Origin of the sequence: Bradyrhizobium sp. 40, assembly GCF_023100925.1 — a bacterium.
Classification (GTDB): Bacteria; Pseudomonadota; Alphaproteobacteria; order Rhizobiales; family Xanthobacteraceae; genus Bradyrhizobium.
The window spans coordinates 188,502-204,268 of sequence record NZ_CP064688.1 but is presented as its reverse complement, the minus strand read 5'-3'; the positions used below and the strand labels follow the sequence as shown (position 1 = coordinate 204,268).

Below are 15,767 nucleotides of genomic sequence, written 5' to 3'. Positions count from 1 at the left end.
GCCACAACGAGCACCTTTGCTTAAAGCGATGCGAGCGCCAATTCTCAACCTGCTGCTGATCGCCGGCGTTTTGGGCTCAAATATTTTGGGCGCAAGCCTCGCGCAAGCTCAGACGCCTGCACCGCAGACTGCGGCCGTCGCGCCCGATGCGATCAAGCAGCGCGAGCAGGAGCTCGAAGCCGCGCGCGCCAGCAAGAAGAGCGCGGAGGAAGCGCAGGCCAAGCTCAAGGCCGAGATCACCTCGCTCGGCCACGACCGCACCCAGCTCAATCAACAGTTGATCGACACCGCTGCCAATGTGCGCACCGTCGAGACCAAGATCGACGAGGCCGAAGTGCGGCTGCGATCGCTGAACGGCCGCGAGCAGGCGATGCGCAGCTCGCTCGATTTACGCCGCGCCGACATCGTCGAGGTGCTGGCGGCCTTGCAGCGCGCCGGAAGGCGGACGCCGCCAGCGCTATTGGTACGGCCCGAGGATGCCCTGCAATCGCTGCGCACGGCGATGCTGCTCGGTGCCGTCGTGCCGGAATTACGCGGTCGTGCCGAGAAGATCGCAAGCGAGCTCGGCGAGCTCGTGGCCTTGCGCAAGACCATCGCGACCGAGCGCGACCAGCTCGCATCCGACCGCGACAAGGTGCGTAACGACCAGACCCGGCTCGCGGCTCTGGTCGACGAGCGGCAGCGCCAGCAGGCGTCGCGCGAAAAGGACCTCGACGCCGAGAATGCGCGCGCCGTCGCGCTCTCGAGACAGGTCGGCGATCTCCAGGGGCTGATCGCCAAGATGGAGCAGGATCTGCAAAGTGCCGCCAAGGCAGCCGAGAAGGCGGCCGAGGCCGCCAGGCAGGCCGAGGCCAAGGCGGCTGCAAACGCGGCCGCCAGCGCCAAGACCGGCCCCGGCGCTTTCAAGGATCGTTCCCGGACCACCCCTGCGATGGCCTTCGCTGCGGCCAAGGGTCTCCTGCCTCTTCCGGTTAACGGTAACAAGATCAGGGATTTCGGCGGTTCTGACGGGCTCGGCGGGGTCCAGAAGGGCATTTCGCTGGCGACCAGGCCCGGCTCCCAGGTCACGACGCCGTGTGACGGCTGGGTGGTCTATGCCGGCCCGTTCCGCAGCTATGGACAACTCTTGATCCTCAATGCCGGGGGCGGGTATCATGTGCTGATCGCCGGGATGGAGCGCATTTCGGTCAACATCGGTCAGTTTGTGCTCACGGGGGAGCCTGTCGCGACCATGGGGTCGACTTCTCAAGTCGCCTCCATTCTCGCCACGAACGCGAGTCAACCTGTGCTCTATGTCGAGTTCCGCAAAGACGGCACTCCAATCGATCCAGGCCCATGGTGGGCCGCAAATGAAGGCGAGAAGGTTCGCGGATGATGCGCAAGACTTCAGTTATCCTCCTCAGCGCGGCCACCGGTGCGGCGCTGACGCTGTTCGTGACGCAACCGCGCGCAGTCTTCATGGGCTCCAGCGCGCGAGCCGCCACCGCGGACACCTATCGCCAGCTCAATTTGTTCGGCGACGTCTTCGAGCGCGTGCGCTCGGACTATGTCGAGAAGCCCGACGACACCAAGCTGATCGAATCCGCGATCAGCGGCATGCTCACCGGTCTCGATCCGCATTCGAGCTACATGGACGCCAAGAGCTTCCGCGACATGCAGGTGCAGACCCGCGGTGAGTTCGGCGGCCTCGGCATCGAAGTCACGATGGAAGATGGCCTGATCAAGGTGGTCTCGCCGATCGACGACACCCCGGCCTCGCGCGCCGGCGTCATGGCCAACGACATCATCACCAATCTCGACGACGAGGCGGTGCAGGGCCTGACCCTGAACCAGGCGGTCGAGAAGATGCGCGGCCCCGTCAACACCAAGATCAAGCTCAAGATCATCCGCAAGGGCCAGGACAATCCGATCGACGTCACGCTGGTGCGCGACAACATCCGCGTCCGCTCGGTGCGCGCCCGCGTCGAGGCCGACGACATCGCCTATATCCGCATCACCACCTTCAACGAGCAGACCACCGAAGGCCTGAAGCGCGAGGTCGCCAACCTCTCGAACCAGATCGGCGACAAGCTGAAGGGCTACGTCATCGACCTGCGCAACAACCCGGGCGGGCTGCTCGAGGAAGCGGTCACCGTCTCCGACTCCTTCCTGGAGAAGGGCGAGATCGTCTCGACCCGCGGCCGCAATGCCGAGGAGACCCAGCGCCGTACCGCGCATACGGGCGACCTCACCAAGGGCAAGCCGGTCATCGTGCTGGTCAATGGCGGCTCGGCTTCGGCGTCGGAGATCGTCGCCGGTGCGCTGCAGGACCACAAGCGTGCGACCATCGTCGGCACGCGCTCGTTCGGCAAGGGCTCGGTGCAGACCATCATTCCGCTCGGAAGCGGCAACGGCGCGCTGCGTCTGACCACGGCGCGCTACTACACGCCGTCGGGCAAGTCGATCCAGGCCAAGGGCATCGTGCCCGACATCGAAGTGCTGCAGGACGTGCCGGACGAGCTGAAGTCGCGCACCGACACCAAGGGCGAAGCTTCACTGCGCGGTCACCTCAAGAACGACGGCGACGAGAAGACCGGCTCGCAGTCCTACGTTCCGCCGGACGCCAAGGACGACAAGGCGCTCAAGCTCGCCGACGATCTGCTCCACGGCATCAAGAACAGCGCCTCCGCGGCGCCCACCCCGGGCGGCGACAAGGCCACGACCGACAAGCCCAAAGCGGCGAACTAGGTCGGCGCATCACGATCTGACGAAAAAGGGCGGCTCCCGGAGCCGCCCTTTTTGCTTGGAATTCCTGCTATCCCCGGCCTATCCCGGCCTGCCGCCGCTTGACCTCGGCGTGGTATCGTCGTCTCGAGTGATTCGGGATCGCGCATGACTGAAACGGCTGATGATCTGAGCGCCCCGCTCGGACGGGACAAGCCGCGCCGGAAACGCCGGCTGCGGCTGCCGTTCACGGCCATGCAACTGCTCGCTGTCCTGCTCGGCCTGTTCCTGGTCAGCTTTGCCGGCTTCGCCATCTTCAACAAGGATCCGCTCGGCGGCGAGCCGATGACACGACTCGCGATCCGCGAGCCCAATGCCGCAGACAAGGCGGGCGATGACAAGCCGGCCGCTTCCGGCCACGGCCAGGACAGCAAGCAGGAGACGAAGCACGAGACCAAGGAGGCGCCGAAGCAGGCGGGCGAGCAGAAGACCGTCACCATGATCGACGGTTCCACCGGCACGCGCCACGACGTGGTGATCGGCGGCGATCCCGCCGGCAAGAGCGAGGCGGCCTCGGCCTCCGCACCGCCGCCCGTCATGGCCGGGATCGACCCAAAACTTCTCGAGAAATCGCGCTACGGCATGATCCCCGCGATTTCCGGCGACCTCAAGCCGTTCAACGTCTATGCGGCGGATGCCGACCGCGCCAAGGCCGCCAAGATGCCGGTGGTCGCGATCCTGATCGGCGGCCTCGGCGTCGGCGCCGCCAAGACCACCGATGCCATCATGCGGCTGCCAGCGGCGGTGACGCTGGCCTTCACGCCTTATGGGTCCGATCCGGGAAAACTCGCCGAGCGCGCCCGCGCCCAGCGCCACGAGATCTTCCTCCAGATCCCGATGGAGCCCTATGACTTCCCCGACAACGATCCGGGGCCGCAGACGCTGCTGACGTCGCTCAGTGCGGACCAGAACATGGACCGGCTGTACTGGCATCTGAGCCGGATGCAGGGCTATGCCGGCCTCACCAATTTCATGGGCGCCCGCTTCATCGCAACGGAGCCGGCGATGCAGCCGATCATCCGCGAGGCGGCCAAGCGCGGCCTCGGCTTCTTCGACGACGGCTCCTCGCCGCGCAGCATCGCGCCCCAGGCCGCCGGCAGCCTGGCGATGCCGTTCGGCAAGGGCGATATCGCGATCGACGCGGTGCCGACCCCGGCCGAGATCGACCGCGCCCTGACCAAGCTCGAAGCGGCGGCGCGCGAGCGCGGCGTGGCCGTGGGCACCGCCTCCGCCCTCCCGGTCTCGATCGAGCGCATTGGCGCCTGGACCAAGACATTGGGCGACCGAGGTATCCTTTTGGTGCCATTGACAACCGCGATGCTGAAATCAAAATCCAGCTAAATCAACGGATTGGTACGGCACAGACCCGCGGGGCCTGCTTCAGCCTTACCGACAGCATGCGAGAGGTCTGGCGGAATGGCGCGTTACGAGGATCTGCCCTACCGGACCTGCGTCGGCGTGATGTTGCTCAACAAGGACGGACTGGTGTTCATCGGCCGGCGTGCCGGCGGCATCGAGCATGTCGACGACACCCACGTCTGGCAGATGCCGCAGGGCGGCGTCGATCCCGGCGAGGACAATTGGGAGGCCGCCAAGCGCGAGCTCTATGAGGAGACCAGCGTGCGTTCGGTCGAGCGGATCGGCGAGGTTCCGGACTGGCTCACTTACGACATTCCGCGCACGGTCGCCGGGCGCACCTGGAAGGGCCGCTACCGCGGCCAGCGCCAGAAATGGTTCGCGGTCCGCTTCACCGGCAAGGACAGCGAGATCAACGTCGAAAAGCCCGGCGGCGGCCACAAGGCCGAGTTCGTGAGCTGGCGCTGGGAGCCGATGAGGAACCTGACTGGGCTGATCGTCCCGTTCAAGCGCCCGGTCTACGAGCGCGTGGTGAAGGAATTTTCCCCGCTGGCGCAGGATTAAGTTCAAGTCGCCGTTCCAGCTTGATGCTAATGCATCGCCTGAAATGACGACGAGAGATCCACGTGTGACCACTGAAAAACCCTACCGTCCCAATGTCGGAATCGCGCTGTTCAACGCCGATGGCCGCGTGCTGATCGGGCACCGCTTCAAGGGCGACGGCCCCGAGATCATCCTGCCGGGCTTGGACTGGCAGATGCCGCAGGGCGGCGTCGACGAGGGCGAGGATTTGCGCCACGCCGCGCTGCGCGAGCTCTGGGAAGAGACCAGCGTCAAGAGCGCAACCTATCTCGGCGAGACCGACTGGCTGACTTACGAATTCCCGCCCTATGACGGGCCGCAGACGCATCGGCTGGCGAAATTCCGCGGCCAGCGCCAGAAGTGGTTCGCGCTGCGCTTCACCGGCAAGGATGACGAGATCGATCCGCTGACGCCGCGCAACGGCCAGCCCGCCGAGTTCGACGCCTGGCGCTGGGAGCGGCTCGACCGCGTCCCCGACGTCGTGGTGCCGTTCCGCCGCCACGTGTACAGCGCCGTGGCGCAGCAGTTTGCGCCTTTCGCGAACTAAAAACGCGAAAACAACCCCATGCACAGTAGAACGGGGTTGAAATCATTAGAGAACTTTTTCCGGAAATTTGCGAAAGCCTAGTTGATCGGTCCCACCGTGAACGGGCCGATCGCGATGACGTGGCAATCGCTGTCGCGCTTGGAGCAGTCGGCGAGCGCGGAATTGACGGCGGACTGCTCGTCGGCGGCCCTCACACCGAGGCCCGGCCGGCCCGCGGTGCCGACTGCGACGGCGTTCCAGCCCATGCCATCGGCGAGCTTGCGCACCACCTCGTCGCGCGCATCGGCGACAATCGAGGCGTTGGACGCCGCGTGGAAGAAGCCGGTGATCCGGAGCAGGGTCGGGATCGGCACGACGAAATTCTCGTCGACCGCAACGACCAGGCAGGCGACGCCGGCGATCGCGCCGCACGATTCCAGCGAACGCCGCGCGGCATCGTCGGCGGATGACGCGCCCATCACCATGAAATATTGACCGCCCGGGCCGAGCGCGACCGCGCGGGATTTTGCCGCGGGCACGTACATGTTCTCGAGCCGGACCTTGGCGGGATCGCGCACCATCGGAAAGTCTTTCGAGGCGAAGGCGCGCTCGGTCATGGCATCATGCCGGACGAACGGTTGCGGCGGCATCGGCGGCTTGCCGTGCGTGTAGACGACGTTGTTGCCGACCGCATAGAGCTCGCAGCGCCGCGGCGACTGCGCGGCATCGGCGCGCTTCTGACACTGATCGAGTGCGGCGTTGCGCGCGGCTTCCTCGTTCGGCTGATTCAACGACGCGCCGGTGAACCCGCCGACATTGAGCGCGAACGCCTTGTAGTCGCCGGCAGCGGAATAGTCGCCAGCCAGGTAGTTGCGGATGCGCTCGTTGATGAAGGGGACGCTGTCGGCGGGAAACTTTCCGAGCATCGGCGAAGCCGATGGTGCCGGCATGGGCATCGGCGCTTTCGCCGCCATGGCTGATGGGCTTGGCGCTGTTGATGCAACCACGCTGGGCGCAGGGCTCGATACAGGGCTTGGCACGATCGCTGCGATCGCCGGCGCCCTCGTCGTCTCGAGCTTGGTGAAATAGAGGAAGCCGCCGACGCCGATGGCGACGATGGAGACGACACCGACCACCAGCGGCCACATCCAGTTCGGCGCGGGCTCGGCCGTCGTCACCTTCTTGATCTGCGGCGTCGCGTAGCTGCCGTCCCCGCGCCGCATCGCCACCATGTAGGCGTGCACCGGCGTCGGGATGTTCTTGACCTCCTGCGCGCCGATATCGGCGAACTGCACCGACAGCTTGTTGGCGACCTGCTCGTGCACGGCGCGGGAGACGCAGATGCCGCCGACCTCGGCGAGGCCCTCGAGCCGGGCGGCGATATTGACACCGTCACCGAGCAGATCGCCGTCGCGCTCGACCACGTCGCCGATGGTGATGCCGATGCGGAACGACATCTGCCGGCTTGGCGGATAGGCCATGTTGCGGGTTCGCAGGGATTCCTGGATATCAATCGCGCAGCGCACCGCATCGACTGCGCTTGGAAATTCCGCGAGCACGGCGTCGCCCGCGGTGTTGAAGATGCGTCCGCCCGCCCTGGCAATGAAATCGTCGACGACCTCGCGATAGGAGGCGAGACGCCGCAGCGTCTCCTCTTCGTCTTCCGCGACCAGTCGTGAATAGCCGGCAATATCGGCTGCGAAAATCGCTGCGATCTTGCGTTTCATCTGCGGCCGGCCCCCGGAACAAAGTTCGCGGGCGCAGAATGGCGCTATCGGCGGCGCGGTGCAACAAAGTTTCAGCGCCCGCCACTTCCGTGACGAGCGCTGAACTTATTCAGGAATTTGTAGCTTGAGCCCCGGCGCAGTGCACCGGGGCTTAGTGCATCGCCGTGCTGTTGAGCTGCTGCTGGATGCTCTTGAAGTGGTCGAGCCGCGCGATGGCTTGATCGAGCTCGTTGCCTTCGTGCTCCTTCAATCCCTCTTCCATCTCCGAGACGGTCGCGGCGAACTGGGCGCGGTCGAGCTCGGCCAGCGAGGTCGCGACGTCGGCGAGCACGGTCAGGCCCTTGTCGGAAACTTCGGCGATACCGCCGAGCACGATGATCTTCTCGTGCTTGCCGCCGGTGGTTACGGTGAGAATGCCGGGCCGGATCGCGGCCACGACCGGCGCATGTCCCGCCAGCACGCCGAAGTCACCTTCGACGCCGGGGATATCGACCTGGTCGACCTCGCCCGAGAAGGCGAGCTTTTCCGGCGAGACGAGATCGAAGTGGAAGGTGGCCATTGGAAACCTGCGAATGGTGAGTAGCGAATTGCGAATGGAGGGGGAGCAGCGCGACTATTCGCTACTCCCTGCTCGCCCTTCGCAGCTTAGGCCGCCTCGGCCGCCAGCTTCTTGCCCTTTTCGATCGCCTCTTCGATGGTGCCGACCATGTAGAAGGCGGCTTCCGGCAGGTGGTCATACTTGCCTTCGCAGAGGCCACGGAAGCCCTTGATGGTGTCCGCGAGGTCGACGAACTTGCCGGGCGAGCCGGTGAAGATTTCGGCGACGTGGAACGGCTGCGACAGGAAGCGCTCGATCTTGCGGGCGCGGGCCACCGTCAGCTTGTCCTCTTCCGAAAGTTCGTCCATGCCGAGAATGGCGATGATGTCCTGCAGCGACTTGTAGCGCTGCAGCACCTGCTGGACCTGACGCGCGGTGTCGTAGTGCTCCTGGCCGACGACGAGCGGCGAGAGCATGCGCGAGGTCGAGTCGAGCGGATCCACCGCCGGATAGATGCCCTTTTCCGAGATCGCGCGGTTCAACACCGTGGTGGCGTCCAAATGCGCGAACGAGGTCGCGGGCGCCGGGTCGGTCAAGTCGTCGGCCGGAACGTAAATGGCCTGCACCGAAGTGATCGAACCCTTCTGCGTGGTGGTGATGCGCTCCTGCAGCGCGCCCATGTCGGTGGCGAGCGTCGGCTGGTAACCCACGGCGCTCGGGATACGACCGAGCAGCGCCGACACTTCAGAACCGGCCTGGGTGAAACGGAAGATGTTGTCGACGAAGAACAGCACGTCCTGGCCCTGGTCACGGAAGTGCTCGGCGACGGTCAGACCGGTGAGGCCGACGCGGGCGCGGGCGCCGGGCGGCTCGTTCATCTGGCCGAACACCAGCGCGCACTTCGACTTGACGCTCGGATCCGGATTGTTCGGATCGGCGTTGACCTTGGACTCGATGAACTCGTGATAGAGGTCGTTGCCCTCGCGGGTACGCTCGCCCACGCCGGCGAACACGGAGTAACCACCGTGCGCCTTCGCGACGTTGTTGATCAGCTCCTGAATCAGCACGGTCTTGCCGACGCCGGCGCCGCCGAACAGGCCGATCTTGCCGCCCTTGGCATAGGGCGCGAGCAAGTCGACGACCTTGATGCCGGTGACGAGAATTTCAGCTTCGGTCGACTGGTCGGTGTAGCTCGGCGCTTCCTGATGGATGGCGCGCGTGCCCTCGGACTGGATCGGGCCGGCTTCGTCGATCGGCTCGCCGATCACGTTCATGATGCGGCCGAGCGTGCCCGCACCGACGGGAACCGAGATCGGCTGACCGGTGTCGGTCACTTCCTGGCCGCGGACCAGACCTTCGGTCACGTCCATCGCGATCGTGCGCACGGTGGACTCACCAAGATGCTGCGCAACTTCCAGCACGAGGCGGATGTTGCCGTTCCTGGTTTCCAACGAATTCAGAATGGCCGGCAGATGGCCTTCGAACTGAACGTCGACGACGGCGCCCATGACCTGGGTGACACGACCGACCTGGGTAGCTGCTGTAGCCATGAAGCTCTCCTTCGAAATTCTTTACTTGAACGACCGTCGTTTGGTTCGTGCGTCAGACCGCCTCGGCGCCGGAGATGATCTCGATCAGCTCCTTGGTGATCTGGGCTTGACGGGTTCGGTTGTAGATCTGGGTTTGCTTGCGGATCATTTCGCCCGCGTTGCGGGTGGCGTTGTCCATCGAGCTCATCTGGGCGCCGTAGAACGAGGCGTTGTTTTCCAGCAGCGCACGGAAAATCTGCACCGCGATATTCCGCGGCAACAGGCCGGAGAGGAGTTCGTCTTCCTCCGGCTCGTAGTCGTAGGACGTCGACGGCGCGTTCGCCGCCTTTTCTTCCACGGTCAGCGGAATGATCTGCTGCGCGGTCGGGACCTGGGCAATTACCGACTTGAACTGCGCGTAGAACAGCGTGCAGACGTCGAATTCGCCGTTGTCGAAGCGGGCCAGAACCTTCTTGGCGATGTCCTCGGCGTTGACGAAGCCGAGCTGACGAACGCCGCGCAGGTCGAGATGCTCGACGATCTGCTTGTCGTACAGGCGGCGGAGTTGCTCGTAGCCCTTGCGTCCGACGCAGAAGAATTTGACCTCCTTGCCCTGCGCCATCAGCGACTGGGCGCGCTCGCGCGCGAGGCGCACGATCGAGGAGTTGAAGGCGCCGGACAGGCCGCGCTCGCCGGTGCAGACCAGCAGCAGGTGAACCTGGTCCTTGCCGGTGCCGGCCAGCAGCACCGGCGCGCCGGGCGAACCGGCGGCAGCGCTGGCGATGTTGGAGATCACCGCGCTCATCTTGTCGGCATAGGGCCGCGCCGCCTCGGCTGCTTGCTGGGCGCGGCGCAATCGGGATGCCGCGACCATTTGCATGGCCTTGGTGATCTTCTGCGTCGCCTTGGTGGAGGCGATGCGGACGCGCATGTCTTTAAGTGACGCCATTCTTCGTTCACCCCGGCGGTTCGATCCCTTGGATCAAGCCGCTAGCCTATCCCAGTCGTCATGCCCGGGCGTGTCCCGGGCATCCACGTCTTCGTTTCCATGCAGTGAGGCACGGAAGGCCGGGACAAGAAGCCCGGCCTTGCGACCGTTCTCTTATGCGAAGCTCTTGGCGAAACCTTCGACCACCGACTTCAGCTTGGCGGCGGTGTCGTCGGAGAGATCGCGGCTGTCGCGGATCGCGTTGAGGATCTCGACATTCTTGCCGCGCAGCAGCGACAACAGACCGTCCTCGAACGCACGCACCTTGTTGACCGGAAGCGGATCGAGATAGCCGTTGGTGCCGGCCCAGATCACGCAGACCTGCTCTTCCATCTTCAGTGGCGCGAACTGCGGCTGCTTCAGCAGCTCGGTGAGACGCGAGCCGCGGTTGAGCAGGCGCTGGGTCGAGGCGTCGAGGTCGGAGCCGAACTGCGCGAACGCCGCCATTTCGCGGTACTGCGCCAGCTCGCCCTTGATCTTGCCGGCGACCTTCTTGGTGGCCTTGGTCTGCGCCGAGGAGCCGACGCGCGACACCGACAGACCGACGTTCACCGCGGGGCGGATGCCCTGGAAGAACAGGTCGGTTTCGAGGAAGATCTGGCCGTCGGTGATCGAGATGACGTTGGTCGGAATGTAGGCCGACACGTCGTTGGCCTGGGTTTCGATGACCGGCAGCGCCGTCAGCGAGCCCGAGCCCTGGTCCTTGTTCAGCTTCGCCGCGCGCTCGAGCAGGCGGGAATGCAGATAGAACACGTCGCCCGGATAGGCTTCGCGGCCCGGCGGGCGGCGCAGCAGCAGCGACATCTGGCGGTAGGCGACGGCCTGCTTGGACAAATCGTCATAGATGATGACGGCGTGCATGCCGTTGTCGCGGAAGTACTCGCCCATGGTGCAGCCGGTGAACGGCGCGATGTACTGCATCGGCGCCGGATCGGACGCGGTGGCGGCGACGATGATCGAATATTCCAGCGCGCCCTGCTCTTCCAGCACCTTCACGAACTGGGCAACGGTCGAGCGCTTCTGACCGATCGCGACGTAGACGCAATACAGCTTGATGTTCTCGTCCGGCTGCGCGTTGAGCGGCTTCTGGTTGAGGATGGTGTCGAGCGCGATCGCGGTCTTGCCGGTCTGACGGTCACCGATGATCAGCTCGCGCTGGCCGCGGCCGATCGGGATCAGAGCATCGATCGCCTTGAGGCCGGTCGCCATCGGCTCGTTCACCGATTTGCGCGGAATGATGCCGGGCGCCTTGACGTCGACGCGCATGCGCTTGTCGGCCTGGATCGGGCCCTTGCCGTCGATGGGATTGCCGAGCGCGTCGACGACGCGGCCGAGCAGGCCCTTGCCGACCGGCGCGTCCACGATGGCGCGGGTGCGCTTGACGGTCTGACCTTCCTTGATCTCGCGGTCGGCGCCGAAAATAACGATACCGACGTTGTCGGTTTCGAGGTTCAGCGCCATGCCGCGGGTGCCGTTCTCGAACTCGACCATTTCACCGGCCTGGACGTTATCCAGACCGTAAACGCGGGCGATACCGTCGCCGACGGACAGCACCTGTCCGACTTCGGAGACTTCAGCTTCCTGGCCGAAATTCTTGATCTGGTCCTTGAGGATCGCGGAAATTTCCGCGGCGCGGATGTCCATCAGCCTGCCTCTTTCATCGCGTGCTTGATCGAATTGAGTTTGGTGCGAAGCGAACTATCGATCATCCGGCTGCCAAGCTTGACCACGAGGCCACCGATGATCGAGGGATCGACCTTCACGTTGAGCGCGACGTCCTTGCCGGTCACCGACTTCAGGGCAACCTTGAGGGCGTCGAGATTCTTGTCCGAGAGCGCCTCCGCCACGGTGACGTCGGCCGTCGCCTCGCCCTTGAACTTGGCGACCAGGGCGCGATAGGCGCGGATGACGTCAGCCACCGCGAACAGGCGGCGATTGGCGGTCAGCACTTTTAGGAAATTGGCGGAGATGCCGGCGATGCCTGCCTTGTCCAGCACGGCCGAGAGGGCCCTGGACTGGGCGTCGGCCGCGAAAACCGGGCTGCGAACGAGGCGCTTCAGATCGGCGCTTTCGTTGAGCATGCCCTCGAATTTCTCGAGATCGGCTTTGACCTCGTCGACCACTTTCTGGTCGCGGGCCAGTTCAAACAAGGCCGTTGCATAACGGCCCGACACACCGGAAACGGACGTATCTTCTGCAGCCACAGACGTGCTCTTTTTGCTGTCAAACTCGCAAGGGAAAAACCGTCGCCACAAAGCGGCGCCTAGCGATCCAAGCCCTTGGAATTCAAGCGGGACTTCGATTTTCGACCCCGCACGGAAGTGCCGGGCTCGTTAAAATCGCGGCTTTGCTAACATAGCAGGCGCGCACGTGCAACATGACGCCAAATTAAAGGCATGACGTTCTGTCGCCAGTTCGTCGCAGTCCGCGACGACGCGACGACGACCTGCCACGCCGCGGAATTGCCACAGCGCTTAAGCCAGCCCATGAGCCGACACCGGCGATTTGTTCCTGCCCTCAGCGCATAGCGGCCATGAACACGGATCGCTGAGGCGTGATTCCGGGCGCATCCGCTTCACTCGCCGAATACTTACCCAATTCTAAATGCGGGAAGCGATGACTTCATTTTACAGTATTTGTAAGTAATATAGAGGTTAATGAATCGTTAAAATCCAAGATTACGGAATATCGGCCGAATATCCCCGCCGGTAACAAGATATTACATGAAGACACAGAACGGATTTACTGCCCAATTCACGCCTCATTAGGAATCGAAACGCGGTCCCGCTCGCAAACTTACGGGGGCTCCACTTGCCACATATGTGGCAATACTAGCTTAGGGACCAATATATGCTTTGTTTGAAGACGCTGGGCTCTGTGACCCGGCCGCGTACGGCGATCGCCTTTGTTGCCGCAACTCTTCTCATCGGTGGAACTGCCACCGAAGCTTCCGCCAAATCCCGCCATCACCATCGGTATTCCCACCATCATCACCGCCACCACGCCCAGAACGATGCCAACACGACCTCTGATTGGCGTAACGCCAATGCGTCGATGACACCGTCGCAGGGTACCGGACGTTCCTTCTCCGGCATGGCTTCCTTTTACGGCAACGAGTCCGGCAGCAGGACCGCCTCGGGCCAGCGCTTCAACCAGAACGCCATGACCGCGGCGCACCGTTCGCTGCCGTTCGGCACCAAGCTGCGGGTCACCCATGGCGGCTCGAGCGTCATCGTCACCATCAACGACCGTGGCCCGTTCATTCGCGGCCGTGTCCTCGACCTCTCCACGGGCGCTGCCCGTGCCATCGGCCTCACCGGCGCCGGCGTCGGCCGCGTCACCGCGGAAGTCGTCTCCTAAGACGCGCGACGCGTGAAACAAGCCCGCCGTCTTGGGGGACGGCGGGCTTTTTGTTTGTTCCTCCGCCGTCCTTGCGAGGAGCGCAGCGACGGGGAGAGAGCGGTGGCCTACAAAAAGCTCTGCGGATCGACGTCGACTTCGAGCTTTTGATTGCCCTTCGGCTTCGGGCATGCGGCAAGCCAGTTGCGCAGATAATCCGACAGGTCGAAGCCGCGTGCTGATTTCACCAGAATGCGGAAGCGGTAGCGGCCCTTGATGACCGCGAGCGGGGCTTCCGCCGGGCCCAGCACCACCACGCGCTCATCGCGCGGCGCGAGCGCGACGAGGTGGCGGCCAAAGCCTTCGGCGCTCGGCCGGTCGCCGGCGGAAATGATCAGGCTCGCGAGCCGCCCGAACGGCGGATAGAGCGTGCGTTCGCGCAAATCGATCTCGCTGTCGTAGAAGGCTTCGCGGTCGCAGGCGATCAGCGCCTTCATCACGGGATGATCGGGCTGGTGGGTCTGGAGATAGCCGATGCCACGGCCCTGCTCGCGCCCGGCGCGGCCGATCACTTGGTTGAGCAATTGCCAGGTGCGCTCGGAGGCGCGCGGATCGCCATTGGACAGGCCGAGATCGGCATCGACCACGCCGACCAGGTTGAGCCGCGGGAAATTGTGGCCCTTGGCGACGAGCTGGGTGCCGATGATGACGTCGACGCGGCCCTCCGCAATGTCATTCAGCTCGGAGCGCATCGTCTCGACCGAGGTGATGAGATCGCTCGACAGCACCATGGTGCGCGCCTCCGGGAACAGCGCCGCCGCCTCCTCCTGCAAGCGCTCGACACCGGGCCCGACCGCGACCAGCGATTCCTCCGCCGCGCAATGCGGGCAGGTTTGCGGGCGCGGCATCGAGAAACCGCAATGGTGACAGACGAGGCGCTGGCGGAAGCGATGATCGACCAGCCAGGCGTCGCAGATGGTGCAGGCGAAGCGATGGCCACAGGCGCGGCACAGCGTCAACGGCGCATAGCCGCGGCGATTGAGGAACAAGAGCGCCTGCTCGCGCCGCTCGATCGCGGTCCTGATCTCGGACGCCAGCCGCGGCGAGATGAAGCGGCCGCGCGCCGGCGGCTCGCGGCGCATGTCGATGGCCTCGATATGCGGCATGTGCTGGCCGCCGAAGCGCGACGGCAGCGCGATGCGCTGATAGCGGTTCTTGCGCGCATTGACCTCGGATTCGACCGACGGCGTCGCCGACGCCAGCACGATCGGAACCTTTGCGATATGGGCGCGCACCACCGCCATGTCGCGGGCGTGATAATGCACGCCCTCGTCCTGCTTGTAGGCCTGGTCGTGCTCTTCATCGACCACGATGAGGCCGAGATTGGCGTAGGGCAGAAACAGCGCCGAGCGCGCGCCGACCACGACCGGCGCGCTGCCCTCGGAGATCGCCGTCCAATTGCGCGCGCGAGTGCGCGGCGTCAGCTCGGAATGCCATTCCAGAGGCCGCACGCCAAAACGCTGCGCGAAGCGGTCGAGGAACTGGCCGGTGAGCGCGATCTCCGGCATCAGGATCAGCGATTGCTTTCCGCGTCGGATCGCCTCGGCCACGGCTTCGAAGTAAACCTCGGTCTTGCCCGAGCCGGTGACGCCATCGAGCAGCGCGACGTGAAAGCTGCCGTTGGCCGCGAGCGCGCGCATGGCATCGACCCCGGCGCGCTGGAGCGGCGAAAAATCCGGCCGGCTGAAATCCGGATTCGGTGCCGGCGGCGGCGGAGCCGGCGGCATCGGCTCGACCGTGAGCGTGCCTTCGTCGACGAGGCCGTCGATCACGCCGGCCGAAACGCCGGCCTCCTTGGCGGCTTCCGACTTGCCGTGCAGCAGCCGGTCCGACAGCACCTCGATCAGGCGCTGCCGCGCCGGCGTCAGACGTTTTGGCGGATCGCCGACCAGGCGCACGCCGGCGCGCACCCGCTCGGGGCCGAGGTTCTCGCCCATTCGCAGGCACATGCGCAGCACCATGCCGCGCGGGCTCAGCGTGTAATTGGCGATCCAGTCGACGACCGCACGCAACTCGGGCTTCAGCGGCGGGATGTCGAGCTTTTCGCTGACCTCCTTCAGGCGGTTGTGCAGGCGCGGATCCGGATTGGCGTTTTCGGCCCAGACCACGGCGAGCACCTCGCGCGGGCCGAGCGGCACGCCGATAATGTCGCCCGCCTTCAGCTCCATCCCGCGCGGCACCTTGTAGGAATAGGTCTGGTCGAGCGCGACCGGCACCAGCACGTCGACCATGCGGGTCGCGTTGGCGGAGACGGCGTTGCTGCGCGACGTGTGATCCATGGGGGGGAATCGGAACCAGGGGCCTCAAGGCTAGCGCCCTGAGGCGGCCTTAGCGAACGATAAACGAGTGTGATGCGATA

The 15,767-nt window shown here is 64.8% G+C and carries 13 protein-coding genes; 6 read left to right on the top strand and 7 right to left on the bottom strand.

Annotated elements, in window-relative coordinates; genetic code table 11:
* Positions 1 to 28: 28 nt before the first annotated feature.
* From IVB40_RS01000 to IVB40_RS00980, 5 genes are all read left to right on the top strand, one after another.
* Positions 29 to 1,375, top strand: a complete 1,347-nt coding sequence (locus IVB40_RS01000) for a peptidoglycan DD-metalloendopeptidase family protein (RefSeq protein WP_247817869.1) — start codon at positions 29 to 31, stop codon at positions 1,373 to 1,375.
* The gene (locus IVB40_RS00995) at positions 1,372 to 2,727 is read left to right on the top strand and encodes a S41 family peptidase (RefSeq protein WP_018459850.1); all 1,356 of its coding nucleotides are present in this window, start codon (positions 1,372 to 1,374) and stop codon (positions 2,725 to 2,727) included. The genes IVB40_RS01000 and IVB40_RS00995 overlap by 4 nt, the downstream gene beginning before the upstream one ends.
* A gap of 144 nt (positions 2,728 to 2,871) precedes the next feature.
* Entirely contained in the window at positions 2,872 to 4,104 is a 1,233-nt protein-coding gene (locus tag IVB40_RS00990; RefSeq protein ID WP_247358162.1) for a divergent polysaccharide deacetylase family protein, read from the top strand.
* Between the two features lie 75 nt (positions 4,105 to 4,179).
* Positions 4,180 to 4,683 carry an RNA pyrophosphohydrolase gene (locus IVB40_RS00985; RefSeq protein WP_247817868.1) on the top strand — a complete coding sequence of 168 codons (504 nt, stop codon included), beginning with the start codon at positions 4,180 to 4,182 and terminating at the stop codon, positions 4,681 to 4,683.
* 64 nt (positions 4,684 to 4,747) lie between these two features.
* Entirely contained in the window at positions 4,748 to 5,248 is a 501-nt protein-coding gene (locus IVB40_RS00980; protein ID WP_247817867.1) for an RNA pyrophosphohydrolase, read from the top strand.
* A 77-nt stretch (positions 5,249 to 5,325) separates the two neighbouring features.
* Here the strand turns inward: IVB40_RS00980 and IVB40_RS00975 are convergent, their stop codons facing one another.
* The 6 genes from IVB40_RS00975 to IVB40_RS00950 all read right to left on the bottom strand — a co-directional run bounded on the left by IVB40_RS00975 (position 5,326) and on the right by IVB40_RS00950 (position 12,213).
* Positions 5,326 to 6,954 carry an adenylate/guanylate cyclase domain-containing protein gene (locus tag IVB40_RS00975; protein ID WP_247817866.1) on the bottom strand — a complete coding sequence of 543 codons (1,629 nt, stop codon included), beginning with the start codon at positions 6,952 to 6,954 and terminating at the stop codon, positions 5,326 to 5,328.
* 151 nt (positions 6,955 to 7,105) lie between these two features.
* Positions 7,106 to 7,513, bottom strand: a complete 408-nt coding sequence (locus IVB40_RS00970) for a F0F1 ATP synthase subunit epsilon (RefSeq protein WP_027566415.1) — start codon at positions 7,511 to 7,513, stop codon at positions 7,106 to 7,108.
* An 86-nt stretch (positions 7,514 to 7,599) separates the two neighbouring features.
* Positions 7,600 to 9,042 (bottom strand): F0F1 ATP synthase subunit beta, encoded by a 1,443-nt coding sequence (gene atpD, locus IVB40_RS00965; protein ID WP_027566414.1) that lies wholly within the window; start codon positions 9,040 to 9,042, stop codon positions 7,600 to 7,602.
* 52 nt (positions 9,043 to 9,094) lie between these two features.
* A complete protein-coding gene (locus IVB40_RS00960) occupies positions 9,095 to 9,970 on the bottom strand; it encodes a F0F1 ATP synthase subunit gamma (protein WP_027515012.1) in 876 nt (291 codons plus the stop codon).
* 153 nt (positions 9,971 to 10,123) lie between these two features.
* Entirely contained in the window at positions 10,124 to 11,653 is a 1,530-nt protein-coding gene (gene atpA / locus IVB40_RS00955; RefSeq protein WP_007604342.1) for a F0F1 ATP synthase subunit alpha, read from the bottom strand.
* Positions 11,653 to 12,213, bottom strand: a complete 561-nt coding sequence (locus IVB40_RS00950; RefSeq protein ID WP_027566412.1) for a F0F1 ATP synthase subunit delta — start codon at positions 12,211 to 12,213, stop codon at positions 11,653 to 11,655. Before IVB40_RS00950 ends, atpA begins: the two co-directional genes overlap by 1 nt.
* Before the next feature lie 646 nt (positions 12,214 to 12,859).
* Here IVB40_RS00950 and IVB40_RS00945 point away from each other — a divergent pair.
* Entirely contained in the window at positions 12,860 to 13,369 is a 510-nt protein-coding gene (locus tag IVB40_RS00945) for a septal ring lytic transglycosylase RlpA family protein (RefSeq protein WP_027566411.1), read from the top strand.
* Positions 13,370 to 13,476: 107 nt separating this feature from the next.
* Here the strand turns inward: IVB40_RS00945 and IVB40_RS00940 are convergent, their stop codons facing one another.
* The gene (locus tag IVB40_RS00940) at positions 13,477 to 15,687 is read right to left on the bottom strand and encodes a primosomal protein N' (protein WP_247817865.1); all 2,211 of its coding nucleotides are present in this window, start codon (positions 15,685 to 15,687) and stop codon (positions 13,477 to 13,479) included.
* Between the last annotated feature and the right edge of the window lie 80 nt (positions 15,688 to 15,767).

Coding starts and splice junctions, on each gene's coding strand:
- IVB40_RS00990 (WP_247358162.1), top strand. CDS start 2,872: ATGACTGAAACGGCTGATGATCTGAGCGCCCCGCTCGGACGGGACAAG.
- atpD (WP_027566414.1), bottom strand. CDS start 9,042: ATGGCTACAGCAGCTACCCAGGTCGGTCGTGTCACCCAGGTCATGGGC.
- atpA (WP_007604342.1), bottom strand. CDS start 11,653: ATGGACATCCGCGCCGCGGAAATTTCCGCGATCCTCAAGGACCAGATC.
- IVB40_RS00975 (WP_247817866.1), bottom strand. CDS start 6,954: ATGAAACGCAAGATCGCAGCGATTTTCGCAGCCGATATTGCCGGCTAT.
- IVB40_RS00985 (WP_247817868.1), top strand. CDS start 4,180: ATGGCGCGTTACGAGGATCTGCCCTACCGGACCTGCGTCGGCGTGATG.
- IVB40_RS00945 (WP_027566411.1), top strand. CDS start 12,860: ATGCTTTGTTTGAAGACGCTGGGCTCTGTGACCCGGCCGCGTACGGCG.
- IVB40_RS00940 (WP_247817865.1), bottom strand. CDS start 15,687: ATGGATCACACGTCGCGCAGCAACGCCGTCTCCGCCAACGCGACCCGC.
- IVB40_RS01000 (WP_247817869.1), top strand. CDS start 29: ATGCGAGCGCCAATTCTCAACCTGCTGCTGATCGCCGGCGTTTTGGGC.
- IVB40_RS00995 (WP_018459850.1), top strand. CDS start 1,372: ATGATGCGCAAGACTTCAGTTATCCTCCTCAGCGCGGCCACCGGTGCG.
- IVB40_RS00970 (WP_027566415.1), bottom strand. CDS start 7,513: ATGGCCACCTTCCACTTCGATCTCGTCTCGCCGGAAAAGCTCGCCTTC.
- IVB40_RS00960 (WP_027515012.1), bottom strand. CDS start 9,970: ATGGCGTCACTTAAAGACATGCGCGTCCGCATCGCCTCCACCAAGGCG.